27 protein-coding genes are annotated in these 26,787 nt (G+C 30.5%); 21 read left to right on the forward strand and 6 right to left on the reverse strand.

What is annotated here, in order from left to right:
- Window position 1 precedes the first annotated feature (1 nt).
- The 7 genes from H574_RS0101515 to H574_RS0101545 all read left to right on the forward strand — a co-directional run bounded on the left by H574_RS0101515 (window position 2) and on the right by H574_RS0101545 (window position 6,756).
- A complete protein-coding gene (locus H574_RS0101515; RefSeq protein ID WP_081653160.1) occupies window positions 2–622 on the forward strand; it encodes a YiiX/YebB-like N1pC/P60 family cysteine hydrolase in 621 nt (206 codons plus the stop codon).
- A gap of 81 nt (window positions 623–703) precedes the next feature.
- Window positions 704–1,978: a membrane protein gene (locus tag H574_RS0101520; RefSeq protein ID WP_027878850.1), complete on the forward strand. Its 1,275-nt coding sequence runs from the start codon at window positions 704–706 to the stop codon at window positions 1,976–1,978.
- 46 nt (window positions 1,979–2,024) lie between these two features.
- Entirely contained in the window at window positions 2,025–2,447 is a 423-nt protein-coding gene (locus tag H574_RS0101525; RefSeq protein ID WP_027878851.1) for a PaaI family thioesterase, read from the forward strand.
- Window positions 2,448–2,450: 3 nt separating this feature from the next.
- The gene (locus H574_RS0101530; RefSeq protein WP_027878852.1) at window positions 2,451–3,575 is read left to right on the forward strand and encodes a chorismate-binding protein; all 1,125 of its coding nucleotides are present in this window, start codon (window positions 2,451–2,453) and stop codon (window positions 3,573–3,575) included.
- Window positions 3,576–3,637: 62 nt separating this feature from the next.
- Window positions 3,638–5,386 (forward strand): 2-succinyl-5-enolpyruvyl-6-hydroxy-3-cyclohexene-1-carboxylate synthase, encoded by a 1,749-nt coding sequence (menD, locus tag H574_RS0101535; RefSeq protein ID WP_027878853.1) that lies wholly within the window; start codon window positions 3,638–3,640, stop codon window positions 5,384–5,386.
- Window positions 5,387–5,510: 124 nt separating this feature from the next.
- The gene (locus H574_RS0101540; protein ID WP_027878854.1) at window positions 5,511–5,849 is read left to right on the forward strand and encodes a DUF2853 family protein; all 339 of its coding nucleotides are present in this window, start codon (window positions 5,511–5,513) and stop codon (window positions 5,847–5,849) included.
- A 70-nt stretch (window positions 5,850–5,919) separates the two neighbouring features.
- Window positions 5,920–6,756 carry a CvfB family protein gene (locus H574_RS0101545; protein ID WP_027878855.1) on the forward strand — a complete coding sequence of 279 codons (837 nt, stop codon included), beginning with the start codon at window positions 5,920–5,922 and terminating at the stop codon, window positions 6,754–6,756.
- On the opposite strand, the gene H574_RS0101550 is transcribed toward H574_RS0101545, so the two are convergent.
- Window positions 6,743–7,174 carry a hypothetical protein gene (locus tag H574_RS0101550; protein ID WP_036226897.1) on the reverse strand — a complete coding sequence of 144 codons (432 nt, stop codon included), beginning with the start codon at window positions 7,172–7,174 and terminating at the stop codon, window positions 6,743–6,745. The two genes, H574_RS0101545 and H574_RS0101550, sit on opposite strands and share 14 nt — an antisense overlap.
- A 293-nt stretch (window positions 7,175–7,467) precedes the next feature.
- On the opposite strand from H574_RS0101550, the gene H574_RS0101555 reads away from it, so the two are divergent.
- Genes H574_RS0101555 through H574_RS0101570 form a run of 4 tightly spaced genes read left to right on the forward strand, consistent with a single transcriptional unit; the run spans window position 7,468 to window position 10,114 of the window.
- Window positions 7,468–8,307: a 1,4-dihydroxy-2-naphthoyl-CoA synthase gene (locus tag H574_RS0101555; RefSeq protein WP_027878857.1), complete on the forward strand. Its 840-nt coding sequence runs from the start codon at window positions 7,468–7,470 to the stop codon at window positions 8,305–8,307.
- Between the two features lies 1 nt (window position 8,308).
- Window positions 8,309–9,214 (forward strand): 1,4-dihydroxy-2-naphthoate octaprenyltransferase, encoded by a 906-nt coding sequence (menA, locus tag H574_RS0101560; protein WP_027878858.1) that lies wholly within the window; start codon window positions 8,309–8,311, stop codon window positions 9,212–9,214.
- A gap of 10 nt (window positions 9,215–9,224) precedes the next feature.
- On the forward strand, window positions 9,225–9,512 hold the full coding sequence (locus H574_RS0101565) for a hypothetical protein (protein WP_027878859.1): 288 nt from the start codon (window positions 9,225–9,227) through the stop codon (window positions 9,510–9,512).
- Between the two features lie 53 nt (window positions 9,513–9,565).
- Entirely contained in the window at window positions 9,566–10,114 is a 549-nt protein-coding gene (locus tag H574_RS0101570; protein WP_027878860.1) for a hypothetical protein, read from the forward strand.
- Window positions 10,115–10,118: 4 nt separating this feature from the next.
- On the opposite strand, the gene H574_RS0101575 is transcribed toward H574_RS0101570, so the two are convergent.
- Complete coding sequence (locus tag H574_RS0101575) at window positions 10,119–10,910, reverse strand: SDR family oxidoreductase (protein ID WP_027878861.1); 792 nt, start codon at window positions 10,908–10,910, stop codon at window positions 10,119–10,121.
- Entirely contained in the window at window positions 10,894–11,799 is a 906-nt protein-coding gene (locus H574_RS0101580) for a sterol desaturase family protein (RefSeq protein ID WP_027878862.1), read from the reverse strand. The genes H574_RS0101575 and H574_RS0101580 overlap by 17 nt, the downstream gene beginning before the upstream one ends.
- Before the next feature lie 64 nt (window positions 11,800–11,863).
- On the opposite strand from H574_RS0101580, the gene H574_RS0101585 reads away from it, so the two are divergent.
- From H574_RS0101585 to H574_RS0101610, 6 genes are all read left to right on the forward strand, one after another.
- Window positions 11,864–12,898 (forward strand): o-succinylbenzoate synthase, encoded by a 1,035-nt coding sequence (locus H574_RS0101585; RefSeq protein WP_027878863.1) that lies wholly within the window; start codon window positions 11,864–11,866, stop codon window positions 12,896–12,898.
- Window positions 12,899–12,901: 3 nt separating this feature from the next.
- Window positions 12,902–13,885 (forward strand): CPBP family intramembrane glutamic endopeptidase, encoded by a 984-nt coding sequence (locus H574_RS0101590; protein ID WP_027878864.1) that lies wholly within the window; start codon window positions 12,902–12,904, stop codon window positions 13,883–13,885.
- Window positions 13,869–14,954, forward strand: coding sequence for an AMP-binding protein (locus H574_RS0101595; protein WP_027878865.1), 1,086 nt, complete (start codon window positions 13,869–13,871; stop codon window positions 14,952–14,954). Before H574_RS0101590 ends, H574_RS0101595 begins: the two co-directional genes overlap by 17 nt.
- A 93-nt stretch (window positions 14,955–15,047) precedes the next feature.
- Window positions 15,048–15,698, forward strand: coding sequence for a vWA domain-containing protein (locus H574_RS0101600; protein ID WP_027878866.1), 651 nt, complete (start codon window positions 15,048–15,050; stop codon window positions 15,696–15,698).
- A 12-nt stretch (window positions 15,699–15,710) separates the two neighbouring features.
- On the forward strand, window positions 15,711–17,819 hold the full coding sequence (locus H574_RS0101605) for a VWA domain-containing protein (RefSeq protein ID WP_027878867.1): 2,109 nt from the start codon (window positions 15,711–15,713) through the stop codon (window positions 17,817–17,819).
- An 83-nt stretch (window positions 17,820–17,902) separates the two neighbouring features.
- A complete protein-coding gene (locus H574_RS0101610; RefSeq protein ID WP_027878868.1) occupies window positions 17,903–19,558 on the forward strand; it encodes a SulP family inorganic anion transporter in 1,656 nt (551 codons plus the stop codon).
- A 3-nt stretch (window positions 19,559–19,561) separates the two neighbouring features.
- On the opposite strand, the gene H574_RS0101615 is transcribed toward H574_RS0101610, so the two are convergent.
- Together H574_RS0101615 and H574_RS0101620 are read right to left on the reverse strand one after the other, a co-directional pair.
- A complete protein-coding gene (locus H574_RS0101615) occupies window positions 19,562–21,541 on the reverse strand; it encodes a DUF3352 domain-containing protein (RefSeq protein ID WP_027878869.1) in 1,980 nt (659 codons plus the stop codon).
- 3 nt (window positions 21,542–21,544) lie between these two features.
- The gene (locus H574_RS0101620; protein ID WP_027878870.1) at window positions 21,545–23,188 is read right to left on the reverse strand and encodes an acyl-CoA carboxylase subunit beta; all 1,644 of its coding nucleotides are present in this window, start codon (window positions 23,186–23,188) and stop codon (window positions 21,545–21,547) included.
- A 161-nt stretch (window positions 23,189–23,349) separates the two neighbouring features.
- On the opposite strand from H574_RS0101620, the gene H574_RS0101625 reads away from it, so the two are divergent.
- From H574_RS0101625 to H574_RS0101635, 3 genes are read left to right on the forward strand one after another with little or no spacing between them, the layout of a single operon-like run.
- Complete coding sequence (locus tag H574_RS0101625; RefSeq protein WP_027878871.1) at window positions 23,350–23,886, forward strand: NADPH-dependent FMN reductase; 537 nt, start codon at window positions 23,350–23,352, stop codon at window positions 23,884–23,886.
- A gap of 4 nt (window positions 23,887–23,890) precedes the next feature.
- On the forward strand, window positions 23,891–24,334 hold the full coding sequence (locus H574_RS0101630; RefSeq protein ID WP_027878872.1) for a MarR family winged helix-turn-helix transcriptional regulator: 444 nt from the start codon (window positions 23,891–23,893) through the stop codon (window positions 24,332–24,334).
- Window positions 24,335–24,368: 34 nt separating this feature from the next.
- Complete coding sequence (locus tag H574_RS0101635; RefSeq protein WP_027878873.1) at window positions 24,369–25,085, forward strand: pirin family protein; 717 nt, start codon at window positions 24,369–24,371, stop codon at window positions 25,083–25,085.
- Between the two features lie 69 nt (window positions 25,086–25,154).
- On the opposite strand, the gene H574_RS0101640 is transcribed toward H574_RS0101635, so the two are convergent.
- On the reverse strand, window positions 25,155–26,303 hold the full coding sequence (locus H574_RS0101640) for an MFS transporter (RefSeq protein ID WP_027878874.1): 1,149 nt from the start codon (window positions 26,301–26,303) through the stop codon (window positions 25,155–25,157).
- A 289-nt stretch (window positions 26,304–26,592) separates the two neighbouring features.
- On the opposite strand from H574_RS0101640, the gene H574_RS0101645 reads away from it, so the two are divergent.
- A complete protein-coding gene (locus H574_RS0101645; protein ID WP_027878875.1) occupies window positions 26,593–26,775 on the forward strand; it encodes a CAL67264 family membrane protein in 183 nt (60 codons plus the stop codon).
- Window positions 26,776–26,787: the final 12 nt, after the last annotated feature.

The following is a 26,787-nucleotide window of genomic DNA, read 5'->3' on the forward strand; positions in this document are numbered from 1 at the left end:
GATGAAATACTTATGCTTAATCCTAGTTTTAATAGTCTCTTGTGCAAAAAAAGAGACTGTAAAAACTGGTGATGTTATTTTTAGAGAACCAATAACAACTAGTCAACTTTCTGAAGCCATAAATGAAGTCACGCAAACCAAAAAAGTGACTAATTATACGCATATGGGAATTTGTTTTATTGAAAATGATTCGGTAAAAGTGATACATTCTGATGCAGATTTAGGTGTTGTAATTCAACCTTTACAAGTGTTTTTACAACCAGAAGATTCTACAACGTATTTTGCAGATGTTTACCGTATAAATCAGCTTGAATCTGCTCAAGCTTCAAAAGCTATTAGTAATGCAAAAGCGTTGGTTGGTCAGCCTTACAATACCACTTATATTTTTGAAGATGAAGGTTATTATTGTTCAGAATTTGTCTACGAAGCCTTCAAAGATCATCAAGTGTTTCAATTAGAACCAATGACGTTTAAAGATCCAAAAACCAATCAATTTCACGAGGGTTGGATTAGTCATTACAAAGCATTAAATATCGAAATTCCCGAAGGTAAGTTAGGTTGTAATCCTAACGGAATGGCTAATAACAAGCACCTAACTTTAGTAAAAAGCTTCAGAAATTAGTTAATAAAATATTAATCTCTGAAATTGATTTTTGAAGGTTTTTTAAGTTTTGTAACTTGTAGAAAACCAACTTAAATCTTAATGAAACGAATTTTATATTTTTTTATAATTCTGTTAATAATAGCGTTAGGCTTGTTATATTGGTCAACTTCGTCTACAGACCAAGTTTTCAAAAAGTCAGAATTAATTAATATTAAAAACATCAATTCGGTAGATTTTAAAACTAAAGATTCTGTATTAGTTGCAGCAAGTGATTTGTATCAAGCAGATGAGGTTAAAAAACTAATGCAAGGCGAGCAATACCGTAAAGCTTGGTCAACACCTGTAAAAGTGCCAGTTATGTATTTAGATACTTTATTTGGTGGCGTTACTATAGAAAAAGAAGGTGGCGGTAAGCAAACCCATTCTTTAAAATTAAAAACCAAAAATGATATCGAATTAACCTTACGAAGCGTTAATAAAGATCCAGAAGCATTAATTCCGGAATTTGCAAAAACTTTAGGATTAGAAAATATTGTGGTAGATGGTATTTCGGCACAACATCCTTACGCAGCTATTTTGGTGGCTAAATTAGCAGATTACGCCAAAGTACATCACACAAAACCTAAATTAGTTTTTGTTCCTAAACAGAATACCTTAAAACACTATAATGATAAATACGGAAATAGATTATTTCTTTTAGAATATGAAACCGAAAGCAAAACCAATTGGACTAACGAAAATAATGTAATTGAAATATTAGACACAGACGATTTACAAGAGTTAAAATTAGAGCAAAAAGAAAAACTTACTGTAGATAAAAAAACTTTGATTCGTGTCCGACTTTTTGATTTATTAATTGGCGATTGGGACAGACATACCAAACAATGGGGCTGGATTGTAAAACAAGAAAAAAAAGTGCAAAAAGCTATACCAATTGCAGGAGATAGGGACAATGCTTTTTTTAGTGTAGATGGCGTTTTACCAACCATACTTTCAGATAAAAATGTAGTTCCAGAATTAAGACCATTTGCATCAGAAATAGATTTTATGCCAGGATTAGTCTATCCTTTTGATCAATATTTTCTTATAAATACGTCCGAAGAATTATTTGTCGAGCAAGCAAAACAGCTTCAAAAATTATTAACCGATCAGGTTTTAGAACAATCGTTGTCTGTTTGGCCAAAACAAATAGCAGAAATAGATGGAGAAGAAATCATCTCGAAAATAAAATCAAGACGTGACCATTTAATAGAATATGCTAAGCAATTTAAAGCCGAAATAGATAAAAAAGGTTTAGTAAATCAACCGTTAAAAGGTTCGGAAGACATTAATTTACCTCAAAAATTATTACAGTGTTTTGAGTGTAATAATTAAAATTCTTCTAAAATAGTTAGTAAATTTACAGCTCAAAATTATAACGATGCAATACACAAAAGAAGAAGTGCTAGCACAAGCCAATAAAGCTAGTAAAAATACACTAATGGAAACTTTAGAAATAGAAATGGTAGATTTTGGACCAGATTTTTTAGTAGCCAGAATGCCAGTTACTTCAAAGGTACATCAACCAGATGGTGTGTTACATGGTGGCGCAACAGCAGCGTTAGCAGAAAGTGTTGGTAGTTTTGCATCGGTTATTTTTACAGACTCTAATTTAATGGTTAGAGGCTTAGAAATTACAGCAAACCATGTAAAAAGTATTAGAGAAGGATTTGTATTTGCAAAAGCAACATTTTTACACAAAGGTCGTACCACGCAATTGTTGGATATTAGAGTTACTGATCAAGATGAAAACCTAATATCTATCTGTAAATTGTCAACTATTTCTTTACCAAAAAAGAAGTAATTAATGCAGCAATCGTTTTTCAATCAATTACAAAATCGTTTAGTAAATCAGTTACCATTTGTAGCGTATCGTAAGCCAAATGAGACTAGTGTTTCTGCTATTTTACAAAAGAATGACGCTGTAAATTATTGTCAAGATTTTACTAATTCTGGTTTTGTGTTTTCACCATTTGAAAATATTGAAAACGCTATTATTTTTCCTTTAAACGAAAGCGAAATTATTGAGTTTAAAGATGAAATAATTTTAGATGAAACGGAACATTCTCAATCAAATTTCAATTTAGAAAATAGAGAGGAAGCAAAGCAATTTCACGTTAATTTAGTTGAAAATGCTGTAAAAGCAATTAAAAACGAAAGTTTTAAAAAAGTAGTTGTTTCCAGAGTTGAACAATCGCCATTTAATAGTTCAGAAACTATTTTGCTATTTAAAAGATTGCTAAATAACTATAAGACTGCAATGGTGTATTGTTGGTACCATCCAAAAGTAGGTTTGTGGTTAGGAGCAACACCAGAAACGTTATTAAAAATTGAAGGTAACCGATTGCAAACAATGTCGTTAGCAGGTACACAACCGTATGTAAATACAACAGATGTAACTTGGCAAAATAAAGAAATTGAAGAACAGCAATTTGTGACCGATTTTATTGTTAATAGCCTAAAACCTTTGGTAAATAGTGTAAGTACGACAAAACGACAAACGATAAAAGCTGGTCAATTATTACACTTACAAACAAAAATTTCGGCAGTTTTTGATAAAGCTAATTTCAACTTTAAAAATGTTTTAAAAGCGTTGCATCCTACGCCAGCAGTTTGTGGATTACCTAAAGCGCCAGCAAAAGATTTCATTTTAAAAAATGAAAATTATAATCGTGAGTTTTATACCGGTTTTTTAGGCGAACTTAATTTTACGCAAACAAAATCAAGAAATACCAACCGTAAAAATGTAGAAAACAATGCTTACCAAAGCATTAAAACCGTAACTAATTTATTTGTTAATTTACGTTGTCTTCAAATTAAAAATAATCAAGCATTAATCTACGTTGGTGGCGGAATTACAAAAGATTCTAACCCAGAAAAAGAATGGGAAGAAACCGTTGCAAAAAGCTTAACCACAAAAAGCTTACTTTAGGCTAGATTTCTTTTAAAATCAAATTCATTTAGACTTAAAAATTGCGTATTTTTGTAAGTAGAATGAAGTACCCAAAAATTCCTTTAGCACAGACCGTTGTTCAGCTTTGTAAAGCTAAACAGATTCAACATATTATTTTATCACCAGGTAGTCGTAATGCGCCGTTAACCATAGGTTTTACGCATGACGATTATTTTAAATGTTACAGTATTGTAGACGAGCGTTGTGCGGCATTTTTTGCTCTTGGTATTGCACAACAAATTAAAGCGCCAGTTGCAGTTGTTTGTACGTCTGGTAGTGCTTTGCTAAATTATTATCCAGCAGTTTCAGAAGCGTTTTACAGCAATATTCCATTAGTCGTTTTAAGTGCCGATCGACCAAAATTCTTAGTTGGTATTGGTGATGGACAGACGATTAATCAAGAAGATGTCTATAAAAATCACATTTTATATTCGGCAAACTTAAAATTAGATTTAGACGAAAAAAAATCTAAAAAACAAGACGATTTGCCAATCATGAAAAGTATTGAAAATAGGATAGAAAACTTTTTAGGGTTACAACAAAGTATTCAAGACTATAATGAATCGGAAATTAATAAAGCCATAAATACTTCTATTGAAAGTTTAGGTCCAGTACACATTAATATACCATTTGACGAGCCACTTTATGATAGAGTAGACGCACTTACTGTAAATCCAAAAGTGATACTACCTAATGTAGAAGATGAAATTGAGAGCGATTACCAAACGTATGCTGAAATTTGGAATAAATCAGATCGAAAACTGGTTTTAGTAGGTGTTTTAAGCCCAAATTCTGTAGAGCAAAAATTTATCAACCAATTGGCAGAAGATGATAGTGTTTTGATTATGACAGAAACTACATCAAACCTTCATCATTCTAAGATTGTACCAAATATAGATAAATTAATAGCAGCGTTAACACCTGAAGAATATCAAGTTTTAAAACCTGAAATTGTATTAACATTTGGAGGTTTAATAGTTTCAAAAAAAATAAAACGCTTTTTAAGAGACTATCAACCAAAACACCATTGGCATGTTGGTAAAAATAAAGCTAACGATACATTTTTTGTTCTAGATAAAGTCTTTAAACAAAATATAAATTCATTTTTTAATGCTTTTTTACCACTAACTATTGCTAATCAAAGTAAATATGCTTCATTTTGGTTATCACAATTAGAAAATCGTAGAAAAAATCATATTGATTACTTAAATAAAATAGAATTTACAGATTTTAAAGCATTTCATTCTATTTTAAATACTGTACCAAATAATTGGCAACTTCAAGTAAGTAATAGCTCCACTATTAGATATTTGCAATTATTTGATGTCAATCCTACTTTAGAGGTATTTTGTAATAGAGGAACAAGTGGCATTGATGGTAGTACAAGTACAGCAATTGGAGCAGCGATAGGTAATACAAAACCAACACTTTTTATTACAGGAGATTTATCTTTCTTTTATGATAGTAATGCCTTGTGGAACAACTACATCCCAAAAACTTTCAGGATTATTGTTATTAATAATGAAGGTGGCGGAATTTTTAGGATTCTTCCAGGTCATAAAAACACTGTTAATTTTGATTATTACTTTGAAACTAAACATCATTTAACAGCAGAGCATCTTTGTAAAATGTACAATATTGAATATGTAGAAGCTAATAATGAATTTGAGTTAAATGAAGCTTTATCAAAATTTTATGAACCATCAAACAAACCAAAGTTGTTAGAAATTTTTACGCCATCTACCCAAAATGATGATGTTTTACTTAATTACTTTAAAGAAATAAAATAATTTTATCGTAAAAAAATACCTTTTATCGTATTTGTTATATTTGTGAATAGTAACCATTTACAATAAATCAAAAAATTGTACCTTTAAAGTAGCTAAAAACATTAATCTATAAAAAGTTATTATTATGAGTAAACGCGATGAATTAATTACTAAATATGCAGCAGATTTAAAAGATAAATGTGGTGTAGATCCTGATATGGATTTGTTAACAAAAGTAACGATAGGTTGCGGACCATCAATTTACAATGCAGATGCAGCAACTGTTTCTGGATCTGATCAATCAGAATTAGATACAGTAAAAAACAATTTTTTAATTAAAAAATTAGGTTTAAATGATGGGCCAGAATTAGATAAAGCAATAGATGCTGTTATGGAAACTTACGGTAAATCTAACAGAAATAAATATAGAGCTGTTGTATACTACTTATTAACTAAACATTTTAATAAAGAATCTGTATACTAATAGATAAAAAATATTAAAAAAAGCGTTACACATTTCTGTAACGCTTTTTTTATATGCTTACATTTGCAAAATGATACAATTAGGAGAATATAATACACTTGAAATTTTAAGAGACACACAACCAGGATTATTTCTTGGTGATAGTGAAGGTAACGAAGTATTGTTGCCAAACAGATACGTACCAGAACACTTTGAAATAGGAGATAAGATTGAAGTATTTGTTTACCTAGATAATGAAGAACGTATCATTGCAACAACAACAAAACCTTACATTAAAAACGGAGAGTTTGCAATGCTACGTTGTAATGAGGTTTCTAAATATGGTGCTTTTTTAGACTTTGGTTTAGTAAAAGAATTATTCTGTCCGTTTAAAGAACAAGCTTTCCCGATGAAAAAAGGAGGTTGGTATTTAGTAAGGTGTTATATAGATGAAAAAACAGAACGTCTAGTAGCTTCAAGTAAAACCAATAGGTTTTTAGATAATACTAATCTAACGGTAGAACAGTTTGAAGAAGTAGATTTAATAGCATCACATCCAAGTGATATTGGTATGAATGTTATTGTAAATAATATACACTCAGGATTAATTTATAAAGACAATATTTATCAAGATATAAGTGTTGGAGACAAGCTAAAAGGAATAGTTAAAAAAATTAGACCAGGTAATAAATTAGATATAGCTTTAGGTCAAATAGGTTACAGAAGTATAGAGCCTAATGCAGACAAAATTTTAGAAGAATTAAAAGATAACTCTGGTTTTTTACCTTATAATGATAAATCTAATCCAGAAGATATTAAAGAAGCTTTAGAGATGAGTAAAAAAAGCTTTAAAAAGGCAATAGGTACACTTTATAAACAAAAATTAATATTAATTAAAGAAGATGGTATACACCTTAACCAACATTAAAGTGTCTATACTTACTTTGGTTTTTTAGTCTACACCATTTTATAGCTTCATATAAATCATTAAATCTTTGCATTTTAAACCTAAAGAAAAATTTTTCCATTAAAGCACTTTGCCAACTACTTTCAAATTCTGTAACTATAGCATATCCATTTAATTTTAAATTTGCTTTTTGAAATTTTAACCAATCTTGTGGTTTAACAGAGTATTTGTTAACTCTATTAGATATGTAACAAATCTGTTTTCCAGAAGGATAATGTTTTAAAGCTTCATGTATAATTTCTTGGGCTTCGTCCCAAGTAAATGTAACACCTTCATTGATTTCTGAAATTATTATTCCATCTAAAAAATAAAAGATCCCACTATCAGATACATAAACATCTTCTATTTGATTGGCTAAATTTGTGTTTTCAACTTTCATAAAAATTAATAGCGTTAAATTTCTTATAGTTCAAAAATATTTTGTTTGTAAGCGAAATCTTAAATTATGAGGTCGCTTAAAAAAAACTTTCGATAAAATTCACTTTTATTGCGACAAACAAATTTAAAATGAAGAATAAATTGTGTGTCTATAACTGTTTGAAAATTAGTTTATTTAACACCTAAAACGTTTTAGATTTGTAAGAATTAAGCAAATTACTTACAAGTTATTTATTAGTAATACACACTAAAAATTATATAATTACTTATTTTTACATTATAAAAAATAACATCATGAGCCAAATTAATTGGGAAACAGCCAAAGAATATCAAGATATAACTTATAGAAAATGTAATGGTGTTGCACGTATTGCATTTAATAGACCAGATGTACGTAATGCGTTTAGACCGCAAACAACAAAAGAATTATACGATGCTTTTTATGATGCAAATGAAGACACATCAATAGGTGTAGTTCTTTTATCTGCAGAAGGACCATCTTCTAAAGATGGAATTTACAGTTTTTGCTCCGGTGGCGATCAAAAAGCTAGAGGACATCAAGGTTATGTTGGAGAAGATGGTTACCATAGGTTAAATATTTTAGAGGTACAACGTTTAATTAGATTTATGCCAAAAGCTGTTATAGCTGTAGTCCCAGGATGGGCAGTTGGTGGCGGACACAGTTTGCACGTAGTTTGCGACCTTACTTTGGCAAGTAAAGAACATGCTATTTTTAAACAAACCGATGCTGATGTTACTAGTTTTGATGGTGGTTATGGATCTGCATATTTGGCAAAAATGGTAGGACAAAAAAAAGCACGTGAAATTTTCTTTTTAGGAAGAAATTATTCGGCACAAGAAGCCTATGAAATGGGAATGGTAAATGCAGTTATACCACATGCAGATTTAGAGGATACTGCTTACGAATGGGCACAAGAAATCTTAGCTAAATCACCAACATCTATTAAAATGCTAAAGTTTGCAATGAATTTAACAGACGATGGTATGGTTGGACAACAAGTTTTTGCAGGTGAAGCAACACGTTTAGCTTATATGACTGACGAAGCAAAAGAAGGTCGTGATGCCTTTTTAGAAAAACGTAAACCTAATTTTCCTAAAAAATGGATTCCTTAAGATGAAAAACACTTTAAAATGGATATCTGCAATGCGCTTGCGTACGCTACCTTTATCAATATCAGGAATAATTATAGCGTCTTGTTTTGCAGGATATAATGGTGTTTTTGATATAAAAATATTTGTATTAGCAATTTTAACAACACTTAGTTATCAAATTCTGTCCAATTTAGCTAACGATTATGGAGATGGTGTAAAAGGCACTGATAATGATGATCGTATTGGACCACAAAGAGCATTACAAAGCGGTGCTATCACTAAGGAAGAAATGTTTAATGCCATAAGAATAAACATATTAATATCTATAGTTTTAACTGTGGGATTGGTCTATTATTCTTTTGGATCGGATAACCTTCTATTAGCTTTACTTTTTTTTGGTTTAGCAGGATTGGCGGTTAGAGCTGCTGTTAAATATACTGTTGGTAAGTCAGCGTATGGCTATCGAGGCAAAGGAGATATTTACGTATTTATATTTTTTGGTTTAGTAAGTGTTATAGGTTGTTATGTGCTTTATGCAAAGCAGATAGACCATGTATTAATTTTACCAGCTATTAGTGTTGGTATGTTAAGTACAGCAGTATTAAATCTTAATAATATGAGAGATATAATCTCTGATACAAAATCAAATAAAATTACATTAGCGGTCAAATTAGGTAAAGAAAAAGCAAAAAAATACCATTACTTTTTAGTTGGAGGCGCTATGATTTGTGCTCTCGTTTTTAGTGTTTTATATTATACTTCTTCACCTTTTAGTTTATTATTTATCATTTCTTACATACCATTACTTATACATTTGTCTAAGGTAAATAAGGTGTCAAATCCAAAAGACTTTGATCCTGAATTAAAAAAACTAGCTTTATCTACCGTATTATTTAGTGTACTTTTAGGTGTAGGTTATTTGTTGTAAATTATTTTATATGAAATTATTAAAACTTATTTTCTTAGTATTGTTACTTAGTAGCTGCCAATTCAATCAGTCAGTAAATAAAAACTTTAACACAGATACTTACACTAGAGGAAAAGGTCTTGCATGTAACGATGTTTATATGACAATTAATGATGTAGAGGATAACAGAAATGAAATTATCTACGGAGAGAAAATAAAGTTTGTTTTTAATGGTATTACTGGTTTTAATGTGATAGAAGACAAGTCTTATCCTGCAATGTCAATTTATGTTGTTAAAAACCAAAAAGATACGGTTTAAATATTCCAAATACGATTAAAGATATATCTGTTAATGGTACAGACTTAAAACCATTGCAATTACAAGCTCATATAACTGCAGGGTTACCTTATTCTAAAAATGAAACATATAAAGTTTTTGTAGATATATGGGATACAAAAGGTAATGGTACTTATAATCTAGAAATGCCTTTTACGGTTAAAGAAAATGACCTTTTAAGAGTAAAGACTGAAGGGCTAGAATATTCTAATGTTTATTTATGGGATCAAAGCAAAGAGCAAGTATTGACTAGCAAAGATAATTTTAAATTTGGTAAAGAGTATTTATTATTTATTGAAGGTTTAAATGGATTATCAGTTAAGGACAGTCTTGTATATCCAATGTTTTCTTTAGATATTATTGATAATGATAAAGAGGAAATCTTATCAAGCAGTAATTTGTTTAATGTTAGTGAAACTAAAGGAGTATCGTACAATGATATTAAAGAGAAATTTTATGTAAATTTTAGTTTTACAGAAGGTTACTTGTCTAATCCTTGTAAATTAAAATCTGTTGTTAAAGATTTATATTCAGAAAATGAAATAAGAATTTTAACAGAAATTAATATAGAAACTCAAGAATAACTATTTACCTGACATCACTTTTAATAACTAAACGATGTAATAGTTTAGGAAAAAATCGTTTTAAATAAACTCCAAAAATTTCCTTTTTACCAATATATACTTCAAATTTTTCCTTTTGTATCGCTTTAATCATACGTTTACTAAATTCAGAAACTGTTAATCCTTTTTCAGTTGCTTGATCTTGTTTATTTTGTAAACTTCCATCGCCTATTAAAGCATTTTTTGCAATATTAGTATTGACAAAACCAGGACAAACAATAGTTACTTTTATATTGTCTTTTTGATGTTCCATACGTAAAGCATCAAAAAAACCGTGTAAAGCATGTTTTGCGCCACAATATCCAGATCTGTAAGGCGAACTAAATTTACCCATCAGACTTGTAACCACTACAAAATGCCCATTTTTATTTTTGATAAAATGTGGTAGTAAAGCTTTACTTAACGCAACGGTACCTAAATAATCAACATCCATCAATTTTTTGTCTACACTAATATCTGTATCTACAATTAATGATCGTTGACTAATACCACCATTATTAATTAAAATATCAATATTTCCAAAGCAGTTAACTGCGGTTTCAACAACAGTTTTCATGTTATTAATTTCGGCTAAATCAAAAGGAATAACAGCTACATTTTCAGGCGTTTTACAGGTTAGTTTTATAGCTTCTAATTTGGCTTTATTTCTTGCAGAAATAATTAACTTACAATCCATATTAGATAAATGCTCAACAAGACCTTTTCCTATTCCACTAGAGGCACCAGTTATCCAAACAACTTTATTGTTGAAGTTCATTTTGTCTGTTCTTTAACCATTCATTTCTTAAATCATCGCTTAGTTTTCCTGTACCATCATGTTTCCAACCTGGTGGTTTTATTAGATAATTAATTCTATTTTTTAAAGAAATTTTATGTTTAAAAGTATCTTTAAACATAAAAAACCATTCTATAAAAGCAACTTTTATAGGATTATAAGTTTTAATGTTGCTAACTAATCCATAGATCACCTTTTCTTCATCTAATTCTTCTTGAAATGTTCCAAAAAGTTTATCCCAAATAATTAAAATACCAGCATGGTTTCTGTCTAAATAAATAGGATTGCTTCCATGATGTACTCTATGATGCGATGGTGTATTAAATATAGCTTCAAACCATTTAGGCATTTTGTTAATAGCTTCGGTATGTATCCAAAATTGATACAGTAAGCTTATTGACATTTGGAGTAAAATCATACCAGGATGAAATCCAACTAGAGGTAACCATAACCAAAAAATAAAGGTGTAAAAACCACCAGACCACGTTTGCCTTAAAGCTGTACTTAGGTTATAATGTTGAGAAGAATGATGCACAACATGCGAAGCCCAAAATAAACGACATTGATGAGATATCCTATGAAACCAATAATAACTAAAATCGTCAGCAAAAAAGATTAAAACAAAACTCCACCAAGTAACAGGAATCGTAAAAAGCCTAAAGTTATCATACACAAAATAAAAAGCAGCAATAACAATTGCTTTACTTATAAAGCCAAGTAAGACATTGCCAATGCCCATACTTAAAGACGTTACAGAGTCTTTAGTTTGGTAAGATTTTAAATTTAATCTAACAGTATAGACTACTTCTACAACCATAGCTATTATAAAAAAAGGAATAGCATATAGTATAATATTAGGAAATTGATGCATTATAATTTGGGTTATATATGGACTAAAAATACAAAAATAATTACCTATTTTTGAAACTAACTTTATGAAAGCAACCTACAAAAAACATATTTTAAACTTTAAAGTGCCTAGTGGTACATCTAGAGGTATTTTAAAAACCAAAGAAACTTGGTTTATAATCATTGAAAATGAAGATAAAAGAGGTATTGGAGAATGCGGAATTTTAAGAGGCTTAAGTACAGACGATAGACCAGATTACGAAGTACAATTACAATACACGTGTAATAATATTGAAAAAGGTTTAGATGTTCTTTATTCTGAAAACGAAGAATTTCCTAGCATTCAAATTGGATTAGAAATGGCTTTTAAAAGCTTAGAAGCTAAAGACCCTTTTATCTTGTTTCCATCTAATTTTTCAAAAGGTAATGACTCTATTCCGATTAACGGATTAATTTGGATGGGAGATAAGTCCTTTATGAATCAACAAATCAAACAAAAAATAGCAGATGGTTTTGATTGTATAAAGTTGAAAATTGGCGCTATAGATTTTCAAACAGAACTTGATATTTTAAAAGGGATTAGGCAAAATTTCAGCGAAAGCGATATAGAAATAAGAGTAGATGCTAATGGAGCTTTTAGTATTGATTCTGCTTTAGAAAAACTTAAACGCCTATCTGACTATAAATTACATTCTATTGAGCAGCCAATAAAACCAAACCAATGGGATCAAATGGCAAAACTTTGTGAAAAAACACCTTTAGCAATTGCATTAGATGAAGAATTAATAGGTGTTTTTAACGAAGATAAAAAGCAGGAACTATTACGTGTAATCAATCCACAATATATCATCTTAAAACCAAGTTTTATAGGCGGTTTTAAAGGTAGTAACACATGGATTACCCTTGCCGAAAAACAAAATATTGGTTGGTGGATTACTAGTGCTTTAGAAAGTAACGTTGGACTTAACGCTATTGCACAATACACCTATTTAAAAGAAGTCACAATGCCTCAAGGTTTAGGTACAGGTAGCTTATTTACCAACAATATTTCTTCACCATTAACAGTAAAAAATGGTACATTGCAATACAATACAAATTTAAATTGGGACTTTAATTTTTAACCTATGGATTATATAAAACAAGCCTTTTACGCTAAGCATGATGTATGGCGTTATATTGTTGGATTATTAATAATACTAGTTGCTTGGCAGTTTGTTGGCGCTATACCATTAATGATTGCATTAGTATTAGCAGTCGTTAACCAAGGAGGCAATTTAAATAATACACCTACAGATATAGCAGGATTGGTAGATCTTTTAGGTCAAAATAGCTTTTTAGTATTAATGTTAATCTCGTTTTTAATTGGTCTTATAAGTTTATTTTTAGTTGTTAAATTTATTCATAATCAATCCTTTACTTCATTAACAACAGCTAGAGCTAAAGTAGATTGGAAGCGTGTATTCTTTTCGTTTTTCTTTTGGGGAATTATTTCTTCTGCTATGGTGATTTTAGATTATCAATTAACACCAGAAGATTATGTGTGGAATTTCGATTTACAAAAATTCTTAGTTTTAGCAGTTATCGGTATCGTGTTGTTACCATTTCAAACTAGTTTTGAAGAATATTTATTTAGAGGCTATTTAATGCAAGGTATTGGTGTTATTGCAAGAAATAGATGGTTACCACTGGTAATTACTTCAGTAATTTTCGGAGTAATGCACATTGCTAATCCAGAAGTAGAAAAACTAGGTTATGTTATTATGGTATATTATATAGGTACTGGTTTTTTCTTAGGAATTATAACTTTAATGGACGAAGGTATGGAGCTTGCACTTGGTTTTCACGCAGCAAATAACTTGTTTACAGCATTACTGGTAACTGCAGATTGGACAGCTTTACAAACAGATTCTATTTTAAAAGACATTTCAGAACCTGGTGAAATGGCTTTAGGTGAAATCTTTGTTCCAGTGTTTATAGTGTTTCCAATTCTATTATTTATTTTTTCTAAAATGTATAAATGGAATAACTGGAATGATAGATTATTTGGTAAAGTTGAAGCTCCAGAATTAGATATAACTACAGATATTGGCAATGACACCAACGTATAAAAACATTCATAATCGTTTTAAGTTAAACGGTACTCATTACAATTTTGAAGATTTAAAAGAAGTCGCTTATAGCTTTATTAAAGAAGGTTTAGATTTTGAAAAACAAATAGGAGACTTTTTAAATCATTGGCAAGATGATAGCGAGTTTATCGATGTAAAAACTTCAGGATCTACAGGTCAACCAAAAACCATTTGTTTAAGTAAACAAGCTATGGTAAATTCTGCAATAGCTACAGGAGATTATTTTGGGTTAGAACCAGGTAATACAGCCTTAATGTGTCTTCCTGCAAATTATATAGCAGGAAAAATGATGCTAGTCCGTGCACTAATTTTAGGTTTAGAAATTGATGTAATAGAACCAAAAACTAATCCAATTTTTGATAACGAAGTGCACTACGATTTTTGTGCAATGATACCTATTCAAGTACAAAAAGCAATACAAAGATTAGATCATATTAACACGTTAATAATTGGTGGCGCTTCGGTAAATTATCAATTAAAAGAAAAGCTTCAAAATTTAAAAGTGAATGCTTATGAAACTTATGGAATGACCGAAACCATTACTCATGTTGCAGTAAAAAAACTAAATAATTTCAAAACAGATAACGATTGTAGTCCAGTTGAAGCTTCTTATTTTGAGACCTTACCAAATATCAATATATCACAAAATAAATCGCAATGTTTAGTTATTGATGCACCAAATATTTTAGAGGAAACAATAGAAACAAGTGATGTTGTAAAATTACATTCTGCAACTACTTTTGAGTGGTTAGGACGTAAAGATAATGTGATTAATTCTGGTGGAGTAAAACTGTTTCCAGAACAAATTGAAGCCAAATTACAGTCTCAAATAGCTTCACGATTTTTTATTTCAAAAGAAAATAATGATAAGTTTGGAGAGCAAGTTATACTTGTTGTAGAAGATAAAGATTTCAACTTAAAACCTTCAGATTTAAAAGATTTATCTAAGTTAGAAGTGCCTAAAAATATCTACACTGTAGATAAATTTATAGAAACATCTTCAGGAAAAGTAAACAGAGGTAAAACATTACAACTACTTCAAAAGTAGACTTCACTCAACAAAAAATACACTTTACTCAATAGCGGTTTTATAAGCATTGGTTTGGTTATAGTTTAGTTATAAACTTTAAAACCAAGGATTATGAAAACAATTCTATCATTAGTATTATTTCTGTTTTTAACGGTCATTAATGCACAAGAAACAACGCTCACAACTAAATCTTTAAAACTTGATAATCTAATTTCATTTGTAGCAGACAATTTTCCTTTGCAATCAGAAAATAATAACGAAGATGACGAAAATTATGAAGAAGAAGTAACTCAATTAAACTATCAAGTTACTTTTTTATTAGAAACAACGACTTCAAATTTTTCTGATGAAGATGAAATTATATTAAAGCAAGCCTTTAAATTTTTATCAAATAGATTAAGTAAAGAAGATAAGCTTTCAATAGTTGTTTATTCTGGTCAAAACGGATTATTATTAGATAATCAATCACCAAAATCACTTAAAAAAATTCTTCATGCATTAAGTGATGTAAAAAAGAATATCATCGAAGAGTATGATGATGGAATAGAAGACGCTTATTCTCATGCAAACTCAAATTTCAACACAGAATCTCATAATATTTTAGTTATGGTAAGAAATCCAGATGCTAAAGTAGAAACTAGTGAAACAGAAGAAATTGTTGAAACCTTAAAAGCAAACGGAGCAAAAACTAAGGATAATAGTATCGTGCTTTTAACAGCTATTTCATTACTACCAGAATTAATCGAAGTTATTAAAAAATAAAACCATCAAATTATGAAACTATTTTTAAAATCAATTTTAGTACTTTTTACAATAGTACAAATACAAGCACAAGAAAAAAAAATAAGCGGTGTTGTCTCTGATGAGAATGGGTTACCATTACCATCTGCAACCGTTTTAGTTAAAGGAACATCAAATGGAATTCAAACCGATTTTGATGGAAAATACTCCATTACAGCACAAGTAGGAGACATATTAGTATTTAGTTACGTTGGTTACAATACAAAAGAAGTTACAGTAGGATCTTCTAATACAATAAATGTTAGTATGGTACCAGATAATAATTTAGACGAAGTTATCGTAGTTGGTTATGGTACAACTAGACATCGTGTAAAGAAAGAAAGAATAAAAAATGCTAGTCAATTAGTTAGTAACAAACAGCAAGAATCTTCTAATGTGGTACAAGCTTTAAGTGGACAAGTTGCAGGTGTAGCAATAACTAATTCCACAGGTCAACCTGGTAATACAGCTAATATTAGAATTAGAGGTTATAATTCATTAACAGGGAATAGAGATCCCTTATATGTTATTGACGGAAGAATTTCTAGCAAAGACGATTTAAATACTATTAAAGCAAGAAAAGTATCAGAAGTTAAAGTTGCTAAAAATTTTGTTGGTCAAGCACTTTATGGAGACAAAGGAAAACACGGAGTAGTTTTCGTAAAAACTAAAAATAGCAATTATATACTACCAGATATAGAAAGTATTGAAAACGAATCCTACACAAAAATTCACGAAAACAAGTTTAAAACTGTAAGTGCCTCACCATTATCAACATTTTCAATAGATGTAGATAAAGCAGGTTATAGCAATGTAAGACGCTTAATTAATAATGGTCAATTTGTACCAGCAAATGCTGTAAAAATTGAAGAAATGGTTAATTATTTCAATTATAATTATCCGCAACCAAAAGACGAGCATCCATTTTCTATCCATACAGAAGTCGCAAAAACACCATGGAATCAAGACACAAAATTGGTTAAAATTGGATTACAAGGTAAAATTTATGAAAATGAAAATTTACCTGCAGCAAATCTTACATTTTTAATTGATGTATCTGGATCTATGGGAAGTCCAAATAAATTAGGATTATTAAAACAAGCATTTAAATTATTAGTAAATCAGCTTAGAGAAAAAGACAAAGTATCTATCGTGGTTTATGCTGGAGCAGCAGGAGTTGTTTTAAAACCAACATCTGGTAAACATAAAGATAAAATTATTGAGGCTTTAGATAATTTAGAATCCGGCGGTTCTACAGCTGGTGGCGCAGGTATACAATTAGCATACAAATTAGCACAAGAAAACTTTAATAAAAAAGGCAATAACAGAGTGATTTTAGCAACCGATGGTGATTTCAATGTTGGCGCATCTTCAGATCAAGATATGGAAGATTTAATTACTGAAAAACGTAAATCAGGCGTATTTCTTTCGGTTTTAGGTTTTGGTTATGGAAATTACAAAGATTCTAAATTAGAAACTTTAGCCGATAAAGGTAACGGTAATCACGCTTACATAGACACAATGCAAGAAGCTAGACGTATTTTTGAAAGTGAATTTGGCGGAACGTTATTTACCATTGCAAAAGATGTAAAATTACAAGTAGAATTTAACCCAAATAAAGTACAAGCCTACCGTTTAATTGGTTACGAAAATAGATTGTTAGCAGACGAAGATTTTATTGATGACACTAAAGATGCTGGCGAATTAGGCGCAGGACATACCGTAACAGCACTTTATGAAGTGATTCCTGTTGGTGTAAAAAGCGAATTTATTAAAAATGAAATTGATTTAAAATACACAGACAAAAAAGCAAATAACAATTATTCTGATGAGTTGTTTACAGTAAAATTCAGATACAAAAAACCAGACGAAGATACGAGCTTAGAGATGGTTCATGTTCAAAAAGATGAAACAACAGAAGCTTCCGAAAATATGAATTTTGCTAGCGCAGTAGCTTTATTTGGTATGCAATTAAGACAATCACAGTTTTATAATAACGCATCTCAAGATTTAGTGATACAATTAGCAGAAAAGGGAAGAGGAGAAGATAAAAACGGATATCGCGCAGAATTTATCCGACTAGCAAAAACACAAACATTTTAATTAATTTTTTAATGTATTTAGAACTAGATTGTATTTTTAATTTTTAATCATTTATTTTTATGGTCTAACTAAAAATACAATCTATGAGTTCTAAATTTTACGATTTTAAAAACTTAAAAGGAGATTTAACTGGCGGATTAGTAGCTGGTGTAGTTGCTTTACCTTTAGCATTAGCATTTGGTGTACAATCTGGTTTAGGTGCAATTGCAGGACTTTATGGCGCAATAGCTGTTGGTATTTTTGCTGCTATTTTTGGTGGTACAGCTACACAAGCAAGTGGACCAACTGGTCCAATGACGGTTGTTTCTGCAGCATTAGTTGCTGCTTCCATAGAAATTACCGGTAGTTTGGAAGCTGCAATGCCAATCATAATTCTTACGTTTTTATTAGGCGGAATTTTTCAGATTGTTTTTGGATTTTTAAACATTGCAGGTTACGTTAAATACTTTCCATATCCTGTAGTTTCTGGATTTATGAGTGGCGTAGGATTAATAATAATTATCCTTCAGTTGTTCCCATTTGTAGGATTAAGTTCGGCTAAATCTACATGGTTAGTGATGCAGGATTTACCTAGATTGTTTTCAGATTTTAACTGGCAAGCTTTAGTTTTAGGTGTCATAACAATTATTGTTTATTTTGTTTTTCCGTATATAACAAAAGCGATTCCTAGTGCTTTGGTTGCTTTAATTTTTTCATCTGTATTATCATTTTTATTAAAATGGGATGTACCAATTATTGGCGAAATTCCTTCAGGTTTACCAAGTTTACAAGTTTCTGGATTATTTTCAATAGACGCTAGTGCTTACGCTTTAGTTTTAGAATACGCTTTGGTTTTAGCTGTTTTAGGCTCGATAGATTCGTTATTAACTTCGGTTATTGCAGATAATATGACCAAAACAAAACACAATAGTAACCGCGAATTAATTGGACAAGGAATAGGTAACTCAATTGCTGCAATTTTTGGTGGTATTCCTGGTGCTGGCGCAACCAAAGGAACAGTGATAAACATAAATTCTGGCGGACGTACAAGATTATCTGGCGCAACACACGGTTTGTTTTTATTAGCGGTTTTATTAGGTTTAGGTAAGTTAGCAGCATTTATTCCGTTATCGGTTTTAGCTGGATTATTAATTCCAATTGCGTTTAAAATTATTGATGTTAAAGGCTTAAAACATTTACTAGTTGTACCAAGAGCAGATGCTGTAGTTTTAATAATTGTTTTATTAATTACCACATTTGGTAGTTTAATACAAGCAGTAGGAATTGGATTATTATTAGCCTCTTTATTATTTATGAAACGCGCTAGTGATATTGGTGAAAAAGGTTTAGAAGTTGGTACATTGGCTGGTTTTGATGGTGAAAAACCTTGGCAAGACGAAAAAGAGTTTTACGAAGAGCATAAGGACAAAGTATATATTAAACACCTTTACGGACCGTTATTTTTTGGATTTACTTCTCATTTTCAAGATGAAATTGCAAACATTCCTAAGCAAGTAAAGGCTTTAATTATTAGATTAGATCGTGTACCATACATTGATCAATCTGGTTTATATGCTTTAGAAAATGCAGTCTTAGATTTAGAACAACGTGGTATACAAGTACTTTTAACAGCTGTACAAGAACAACCAAAAGATAAATTAATATCTATAGATATTGTACCAGATTTAATTTCTGAAGAACATATTTTTGATACTATAGAAGATGCTTATGCGTATTTAAGAACGCATTTTAAATTATAGCAGTTACAGTCTATCTTTATATACCAAATCCTCGTTTAGGTTATAGGCTCTCCAAAGTCCAATAGGTTTGTCTTTACGGTATTTACCGCTAATTTTTAAAATCCCGTTTGGATAAAATTCTTGGTATTTACCGTGTTTTAAACCGTCTTTCAGTTCGACTACAATATGTGGTTTTCCGTTAGCGTAGTTTTTGGTGAATGTTTTTGCAGTTAAGTCTGTTGGATATAATTCGGCAACATTAAATACTGTGTTTTTATCTAAATTTTCTTCGGTAATTTCTATAGAATAAGATGAAGTATATTGCTTTTCTTTAAAGGTGAAATTGTTTTTAACAGATTTTAAATCATCGTATTGCACAACAATTTTACTGCTAAAAAACTTGTTTTCTGGTGTTAATTGTAATCCAATTTGAGGAAAACAAATAAAGTAATCTTTGTTAGCTTTTAGTTGTTTTTTGGTGTCATTATCTACAAATTGGTAAGCCGAATTATATAAACTTGGCGTGTTAATGTAGGCAAAAACACTTGATCTATTTTCAAATCTATCTTCAAAATCTATAAAAGCTTCAAAATTAGTAAGCGTTTCTTTGTCAATGTAAGTGTTTATAATACTTTTAAGCGTGTTTGGATGATTGCTAAACACCACATAATCATCAATTATAGTGAAGTAAGGCTTTTCAATATCTTCAAATAAACCGCCTAAAAACAGTTTAAAAAAGCCTTTAATTTGCATGAAATTAATAGCGTAACCTTTGTAGTTTATTTCTTTGAATTTTACAGGACTTCGCTTTCTAATTTGTTCTAAAACAAAACCCAAATTTTCTTTAGCATCATCTTTATGTTTTGCCTTTAAAACTAAAGCGACATCTTGTTTAGATTGCGAAACAGACGAATGTAATTGAAGTAAAGCCACTTCGTCATCAACCCAATTTATAAAGTGTCTTTTTATATTTATTTTAAGGAAACTTTCGACTTGCTCTATACCTTCGGTATAAGATTTAAATTGTTTTGGGTTTTCTTTTTGAAGCGCTTCAAAATTCTGATAAAATTCAGAAAAACGACTAAAACCAAAGCTAAGGTACAATGCGGTTTGTTTTGGCGCTATTCCGGTAATGCTGCGTCCACCTTTACCTGATTTTTGTAAGGCTTTAAGGTAGATACCAGCATTTGGATTAACATTTGTAATTCCATTTGCGGTAATGATATTTTTATTTAAGTCGAAACTAAAGCCACTAAACGCCAAACTTTTACTAATTGATGTGGTTAGTGTGTTGGGTTTATTGGAGAAAACTTTGACAAATTTATCTAAATAATCATATTGAAAATATAGACGAAACATATCATCACCGTCGACTTCTTTTTTAACCTCTAAAAAATTAAGATTTCGACCAATTTCTGGTTCTAAATATTGATCAATAGAGGCTTCTACTAACGTGTGCACGTAGGACGCAATCATTTGATTTTTAATAAAACTTATGTATAGCGTTTCGTGTGTTTTGTTATCGTAAACTTCAGTGATTTTATGAGTTTTATAATCTCGTTTACTCACTTTGTAATTGTTGTTTACAACAGTATTTAAATGCGACTTTAATACATTTAACCGAGATAGTTTTTGTAGGTCGACTACATAAAAAAAGCCATATTTTTTTGGCGCATACACGTGAGCAGAAACTAAAACATCTCTGTTACCAATACGATTAAAAACCGATTCTTTTTCTTTAAAAATAGAATCGAGTTTATTTAGATTTTTAGCAAGCGTATTAAAATAGTCGTTAGTGTTTAGATGTTGCCAAATTTCACTTTCACTAATGGTAGCCCAATTATCTACAGGTTGATCGGTTTCGATAACATAAACCGCATCTTTTGGTACTAAATATATGGATTGAATGTTATCGTTTGTAGCAAAGTAAAACACATAAACTTGATACAAACAAAAAGCTATAAACAATACTCCTAAAGCAGATAAAATGGGGAGTTTTTTCATTAACTACACTTGTAAAACACCCATATTAAAAGGTTTTTCGATAGGCGAGTGGTTAGCTGCTTCTATACCCATACTTATCCATGTTCTTGTATCTAAAGGATCTATAACTGCATCTGTCCAAATACGTGCTGCAGCGTAATAAGGTGATACTTGATTGTCGTATCTCGCTTTTATTTTATTAAATAATTCTTCTTCTTTTTCTTTAGTAATCTCTTCACCTTTTTTCTTTAAAGAAGCAGTTTCTATTTGTAATAAAACTTTTGCAGCGCTATTACCACTCATAACAGCTAACTCTGCACTTGGCCAAGCAGCGATTAAAGTAGGGTCATAAGCTTTTCCGCACATTGCGTAGTTACCAGCACCATAACTATTACCAACAACAATTGTAAATTTAGGAACTACAGAATTACTAACTGCATTAACCATTTTGGCACCATCTTTTATGATACCGCCATGTTCACTTTTGCTACCAACCATAAAACCGGTAACATCTTGTAAAAACACTAATGGGATTTTTTTCTGGTTACAATTAGCTATAAATCTGGTTGCTTTATCAGCGCTATCATTATAGATTACTCCTCCAAATTGCATTTCGGTTGGTTTGGTTTTAGAGCCCTTAGTTTTTACCAAAGTACGTTGGTTGGCTACAATACCTACAGCCCAACCATCAATACGTGCATAAGCAGTGATAATGGTTTGTCCGTAACCTTCTTTATATTCATCAAATTCAGAATTATCTACTAATCGTTTGATAATTTCTTTCATATCGTATTGATCGGCGCGAGATCTAGGTAAAATCCCATAAATATCTTCTGGATTATCTTTAGGTTTTTTAGCTTCTATACGATTATAACCAGCTTTATCATAATCACCAATCTTATCTACAATTCTCTTAATTTTATCTAAAGCATCTTTATCGTCTGCAGCTTTATAGTCTGTAACGCCACTAATTTCGCAATGCGTAGTTGCACCGCCAAGAGTTTCGTTATCTATACTTTCGCCAATTGCAGCTTTTACTAAATAACTACCAGCCAAAAAGATACTACCAGTTTTGTCTACAATTAAAGCTTCATCACTCATAATAGGTAAGTAAGCGCCACCAGCAACACAACTTCCCATTACAGCAGCAATTTGTGTAATTCCCATACTACTCATAACCGCATTGTTTCTAAAGATGCGTCCAAAATGTTCTTTATCTGGGAAAATTTCGTCTTGCATTGGTAAATAAACACCAGCAGAATCTACAAGATAGATAATTGGTAATCGGTTTTCTATAGCAATTTCTTGCGCGCGTAAGTTTTTCTTTCCAGTGATCGGGAACCATGCACCAGCTTTAACTGTAGCATCGTTAGCAACAACGATACATTGTTTACCACTTATGTAACCTATTTTTACAACAACGCCACCAGAAGGACAACCACCATGTTCTTTATACATGTCTTCTCCTGCAAATGCACCAATTTCAATAGATTTTCTTTTGTTATCTAAAAGATAATCAATACGTTCTCTTGCTGTAAGTTTGCCTTTTTCATGGTGTTTAGCAATACGCTTTTCTCCGCCACCAAGCTTTACTTTAGCTAATTTTTTCTTTAGTTCTGAGACTAATAATTTATTGTGATCTTCGTTTTTATTGAAGTTTAAATCCATAGAATGTCATTTTTTCACGAATTTACAAAAAGTAAATGCTTTTTAATACAAAAAATGTAATACGTTAATTAATTCATAAAATGTTACCGTTGTAAATATATCCCTTGGAATATAAATTTATATTTCCTAATTTTGTATTAACAAACAAAAAGATATTTACAATGAAAAAAATAATAGCTTTTGCAGGAAGTGATAGTAAAACATCTATAAATAAGCAATTAGTAACATATGCTTCTAATCTAATCAATGGTTTTGAGGTTGAAATTTTAGACCTTAATGACTATCCATTACCAACTTACAGTGTAAATATTGAAAAGGAATCTGGTTTTCCTGAAAACGCGAAGTTGTTTTTAGAAAAGTTAAAGACTGCAGATGCTTTTATAATTTCTCTTGCAGAGCATAATAACGCTTACACAGCAGTTTTTAAGAGTTTAATGGATTGGTTATCTAGAATAGAGTTAAATTTCTTTTTTAACAAACCTTTACTTTTAATGAGTACTTCACCAGGAGCAAGAGCTGCAATTTCGTCTTTTAGTATGGGTGAAGAAAGGTTTCCAAGACATTCGGCAGAGATTGTTTCAACATTTAATTTACCATCTTTCAATGATAATTTTAAAGATGAAAAAATTATTGAAGATGCATTAAATGAAGAATTAAAGCAGGCGGTAGATAAATTAACATCAGTTTTAAATAAATAATAATATGTCAAGTTTTTCAGAAGCTATAAATTCATCTTTTAAAGATAACAGAGTTAAGGCTATGCTTAATATTCTATATACTGCAAATTGGATTTCTAGTCATCAAAATGAATTTTTTAAACAGTTTGGGTTGTCTCCACAACAATATAATATTTTAAGAATTTTAAGAGGTGCTAAAGAACCAATTAAGGTACAAACTATTAAAGAACGTATGGTAGAACGTGCGCCTAACTTAACACGACTTACCGATAAATTATGTGATAAAAGTTTAATAGAACGCATTCCTTTTGAAGGTGATAGACGTGTTGTTTTGATTGGTATTACTAAACAAGGATTAGAATTATTAGAAAAAATAGATCCGCAAAGTCCACAATTAAATTTATTAAAAAATTTAAACGAAGAAGAAGCTAACCAACTTAGTGACTTATTAGATAAAATGAGGGATTAATATTGGGAAAATATTGCTAAAAGAAAAGAAAAAAATGAAAACAATTGTACACAAAGCAGAAGACCGTGGATATACAAACCACGGATGGTTACAAGCTAATCACAGTTTTAGTTTTGCTAATTTTTTTAATCCAGAAAAAGTTCAATTTGGAGCTTTAAGAGTCTTAAATGACGACATTATAGCTCCAAGTATGGGATTTAGTACACATCCGCATGATAATATGGAAATTATTACCATTCCTTTAAAAGGGACTTTAAAACATAAAGATTCTATGGGTAACACATGGGAAATGGTAGAAGCAGGAGAAGTACAAGTAATGAGCGCTGGAAGTGGCGTACAACATTCTGAAATGAATGCAAAAACAGACGAGTATTTAAATTTATTTCAAATTTGGATATTTCCTGATAAAAAAAATGTAAACCCACGTTACGATCAAAAACATTTTAATGCAGAAGATAGGCAAGGTAAATTACAAACCTTAGTATCTTCTATTGATAATGATGACGAAGGTTTAAAAATTCATCAAAATGCTAAGTTGTCAAGAATTGATTTATCAAAAGATGAATCTTTTACCTATAATCTTATAAGTGAAAATCATGGTGTTTATATTATGACTATTTCTGGAAATTTTTCAGTAGAAAATAATCAATTAGAATCAAGAGACGCAATAGGTGTTTATGATACAAAAGATTTTACTTTAAAGACTAAGGAAGACACTCAGCTTTTGTTCATAGAAGTACCGATGAGCTAATACATTTTAAAGTATAATTTATAAAAAAAGCACTCTATAAAAGAGTGCTTTATTTATTTATTTATTTATTTATTTATGTTTTCTAATTAGAATAATGATTCCCGCAAGAATAATTCCTGTACCAGCCATAGCAGCTCCAACCCAATCTGCAGAGGTATAACCGTAACCCATTGCAATTGGTAGTCCTGCAAAATACGCACCAGATGCATTACCAATATTAAATGCACTTTGATTTAAAGAAGAGCCTAAGGTTTCAGAGCCTTTTGATGCCTTTATTATCAATAATTGTATAGGAGTTGAAATTGAAAAAGCTACAACACCGATAATGAAAGTCATCACTAAAACCATTATTTTATCATGTGCTGCATACGTATTGATAACTAAACAAATAGCCATCATAATTAATACAATAGTTACAGCATAAAGCGACGAGAATTTTTCAGCTAATTTAGCACCAACAAAATTGCCAATAACCATACCTAGACCAGCTAATATCATTGCGTAGGTAACAATATCCTCAGTGTGATGAGCAACTTCAGTGATTAACGGAGCTATATAACTATACCAAGCAAAAAACCCGCCAGTTCCAATTGTTGTTAGAAGTATGATTAACCAAAGTTCTGTACGTTTAAAGATTTTAAATTCTTCTAAAAAGCTCTTATCAGAAGAATTCTTTAAAAATGGCATCCAAAATTTGACACCTAGTACAGCCATAATACCAACTAAACCAACAAGTAAGAAAGATACACTCCAAGAAAAGTTTTTTCCTAAATAAGTACCTAGTGGTACACCTAAAAGGTTAGCAAAGGTTAGTCCGCTAAACATAATAGCTATACCTTGTGCTTCTTTACTAGGTTTAGATAATTTACCAGCAACGACAGCACCAATACCAAAAAATGCACCATGTGGTAAACCAGATAAAAAACGTAATATAATGAATGAATTATAGCCAGTTGCAAAAGCAGATAAGGTGTTAAACACCGTAAACCAAACCATTAAACCCAAAAGCATTTTGTTTGACGGAAATTTGCTTCCAAAAGCTGTTATGGTTGGAGCACCAACAACAACACCTAATGCATAAGCAGATATAAAATGACCTGCAACAGGAATACTTACATTAAAAGCAGTTGCTACATCTGGTAGAATTCCCATAATAACAAATTCAGTAAGTCCAATTCCAAATCCGCCAATTGCTAAAGATAGTAAGGCTTTATTCATATAAAGAGGTAGTTTAAGGATAAAACAAGTTACAAATGTAATTTGTACAATTAACTTTAGAATCCTTAATTTTTATAATAATATGTTAATTGAAAACTCTTTAAAATAACCCCTAAAAAATTACTAAATAAAGAAAAAAAGAGAATCACTTTAATTAATTTATAATAGATAAATTGGTAACTCTTGTAATTAAAATTGTTTGTTAGAATTGTAAAAAAGCACTTAAATTATCTGCTTTTTTTACAAAATAAACGATATTTGTTTTTACTAAACTATAAAAGGATTTAAAATGGCAATGAATAAAAATACAGTCTTAGCATGGGCAACAACAATAATGATAATAGTAGGATTAGCGCTAATAGCACTTGGTGCTTTTAGGTATGATGATGTTGCTGGTTGGGGATTTGCTTCTGTAGGAATTGGTTTTTTTGCAATCGCATGGGTATTTAACGCACTTAAAGGTCGCGTATAATTGTAATAAATA

Source organism: Mesoflavibacter zeaxanthinifaciens DSM 18436 (assembly GCF_000422365.1).
Classification (GTDB): Bacteria; Bacteroidota; Bacteroidia; order Flavobacteriales; family Flavobacteriaceae; genus Mesoflavibacter; species Mesoflavibacter zeaxanthinifaciens.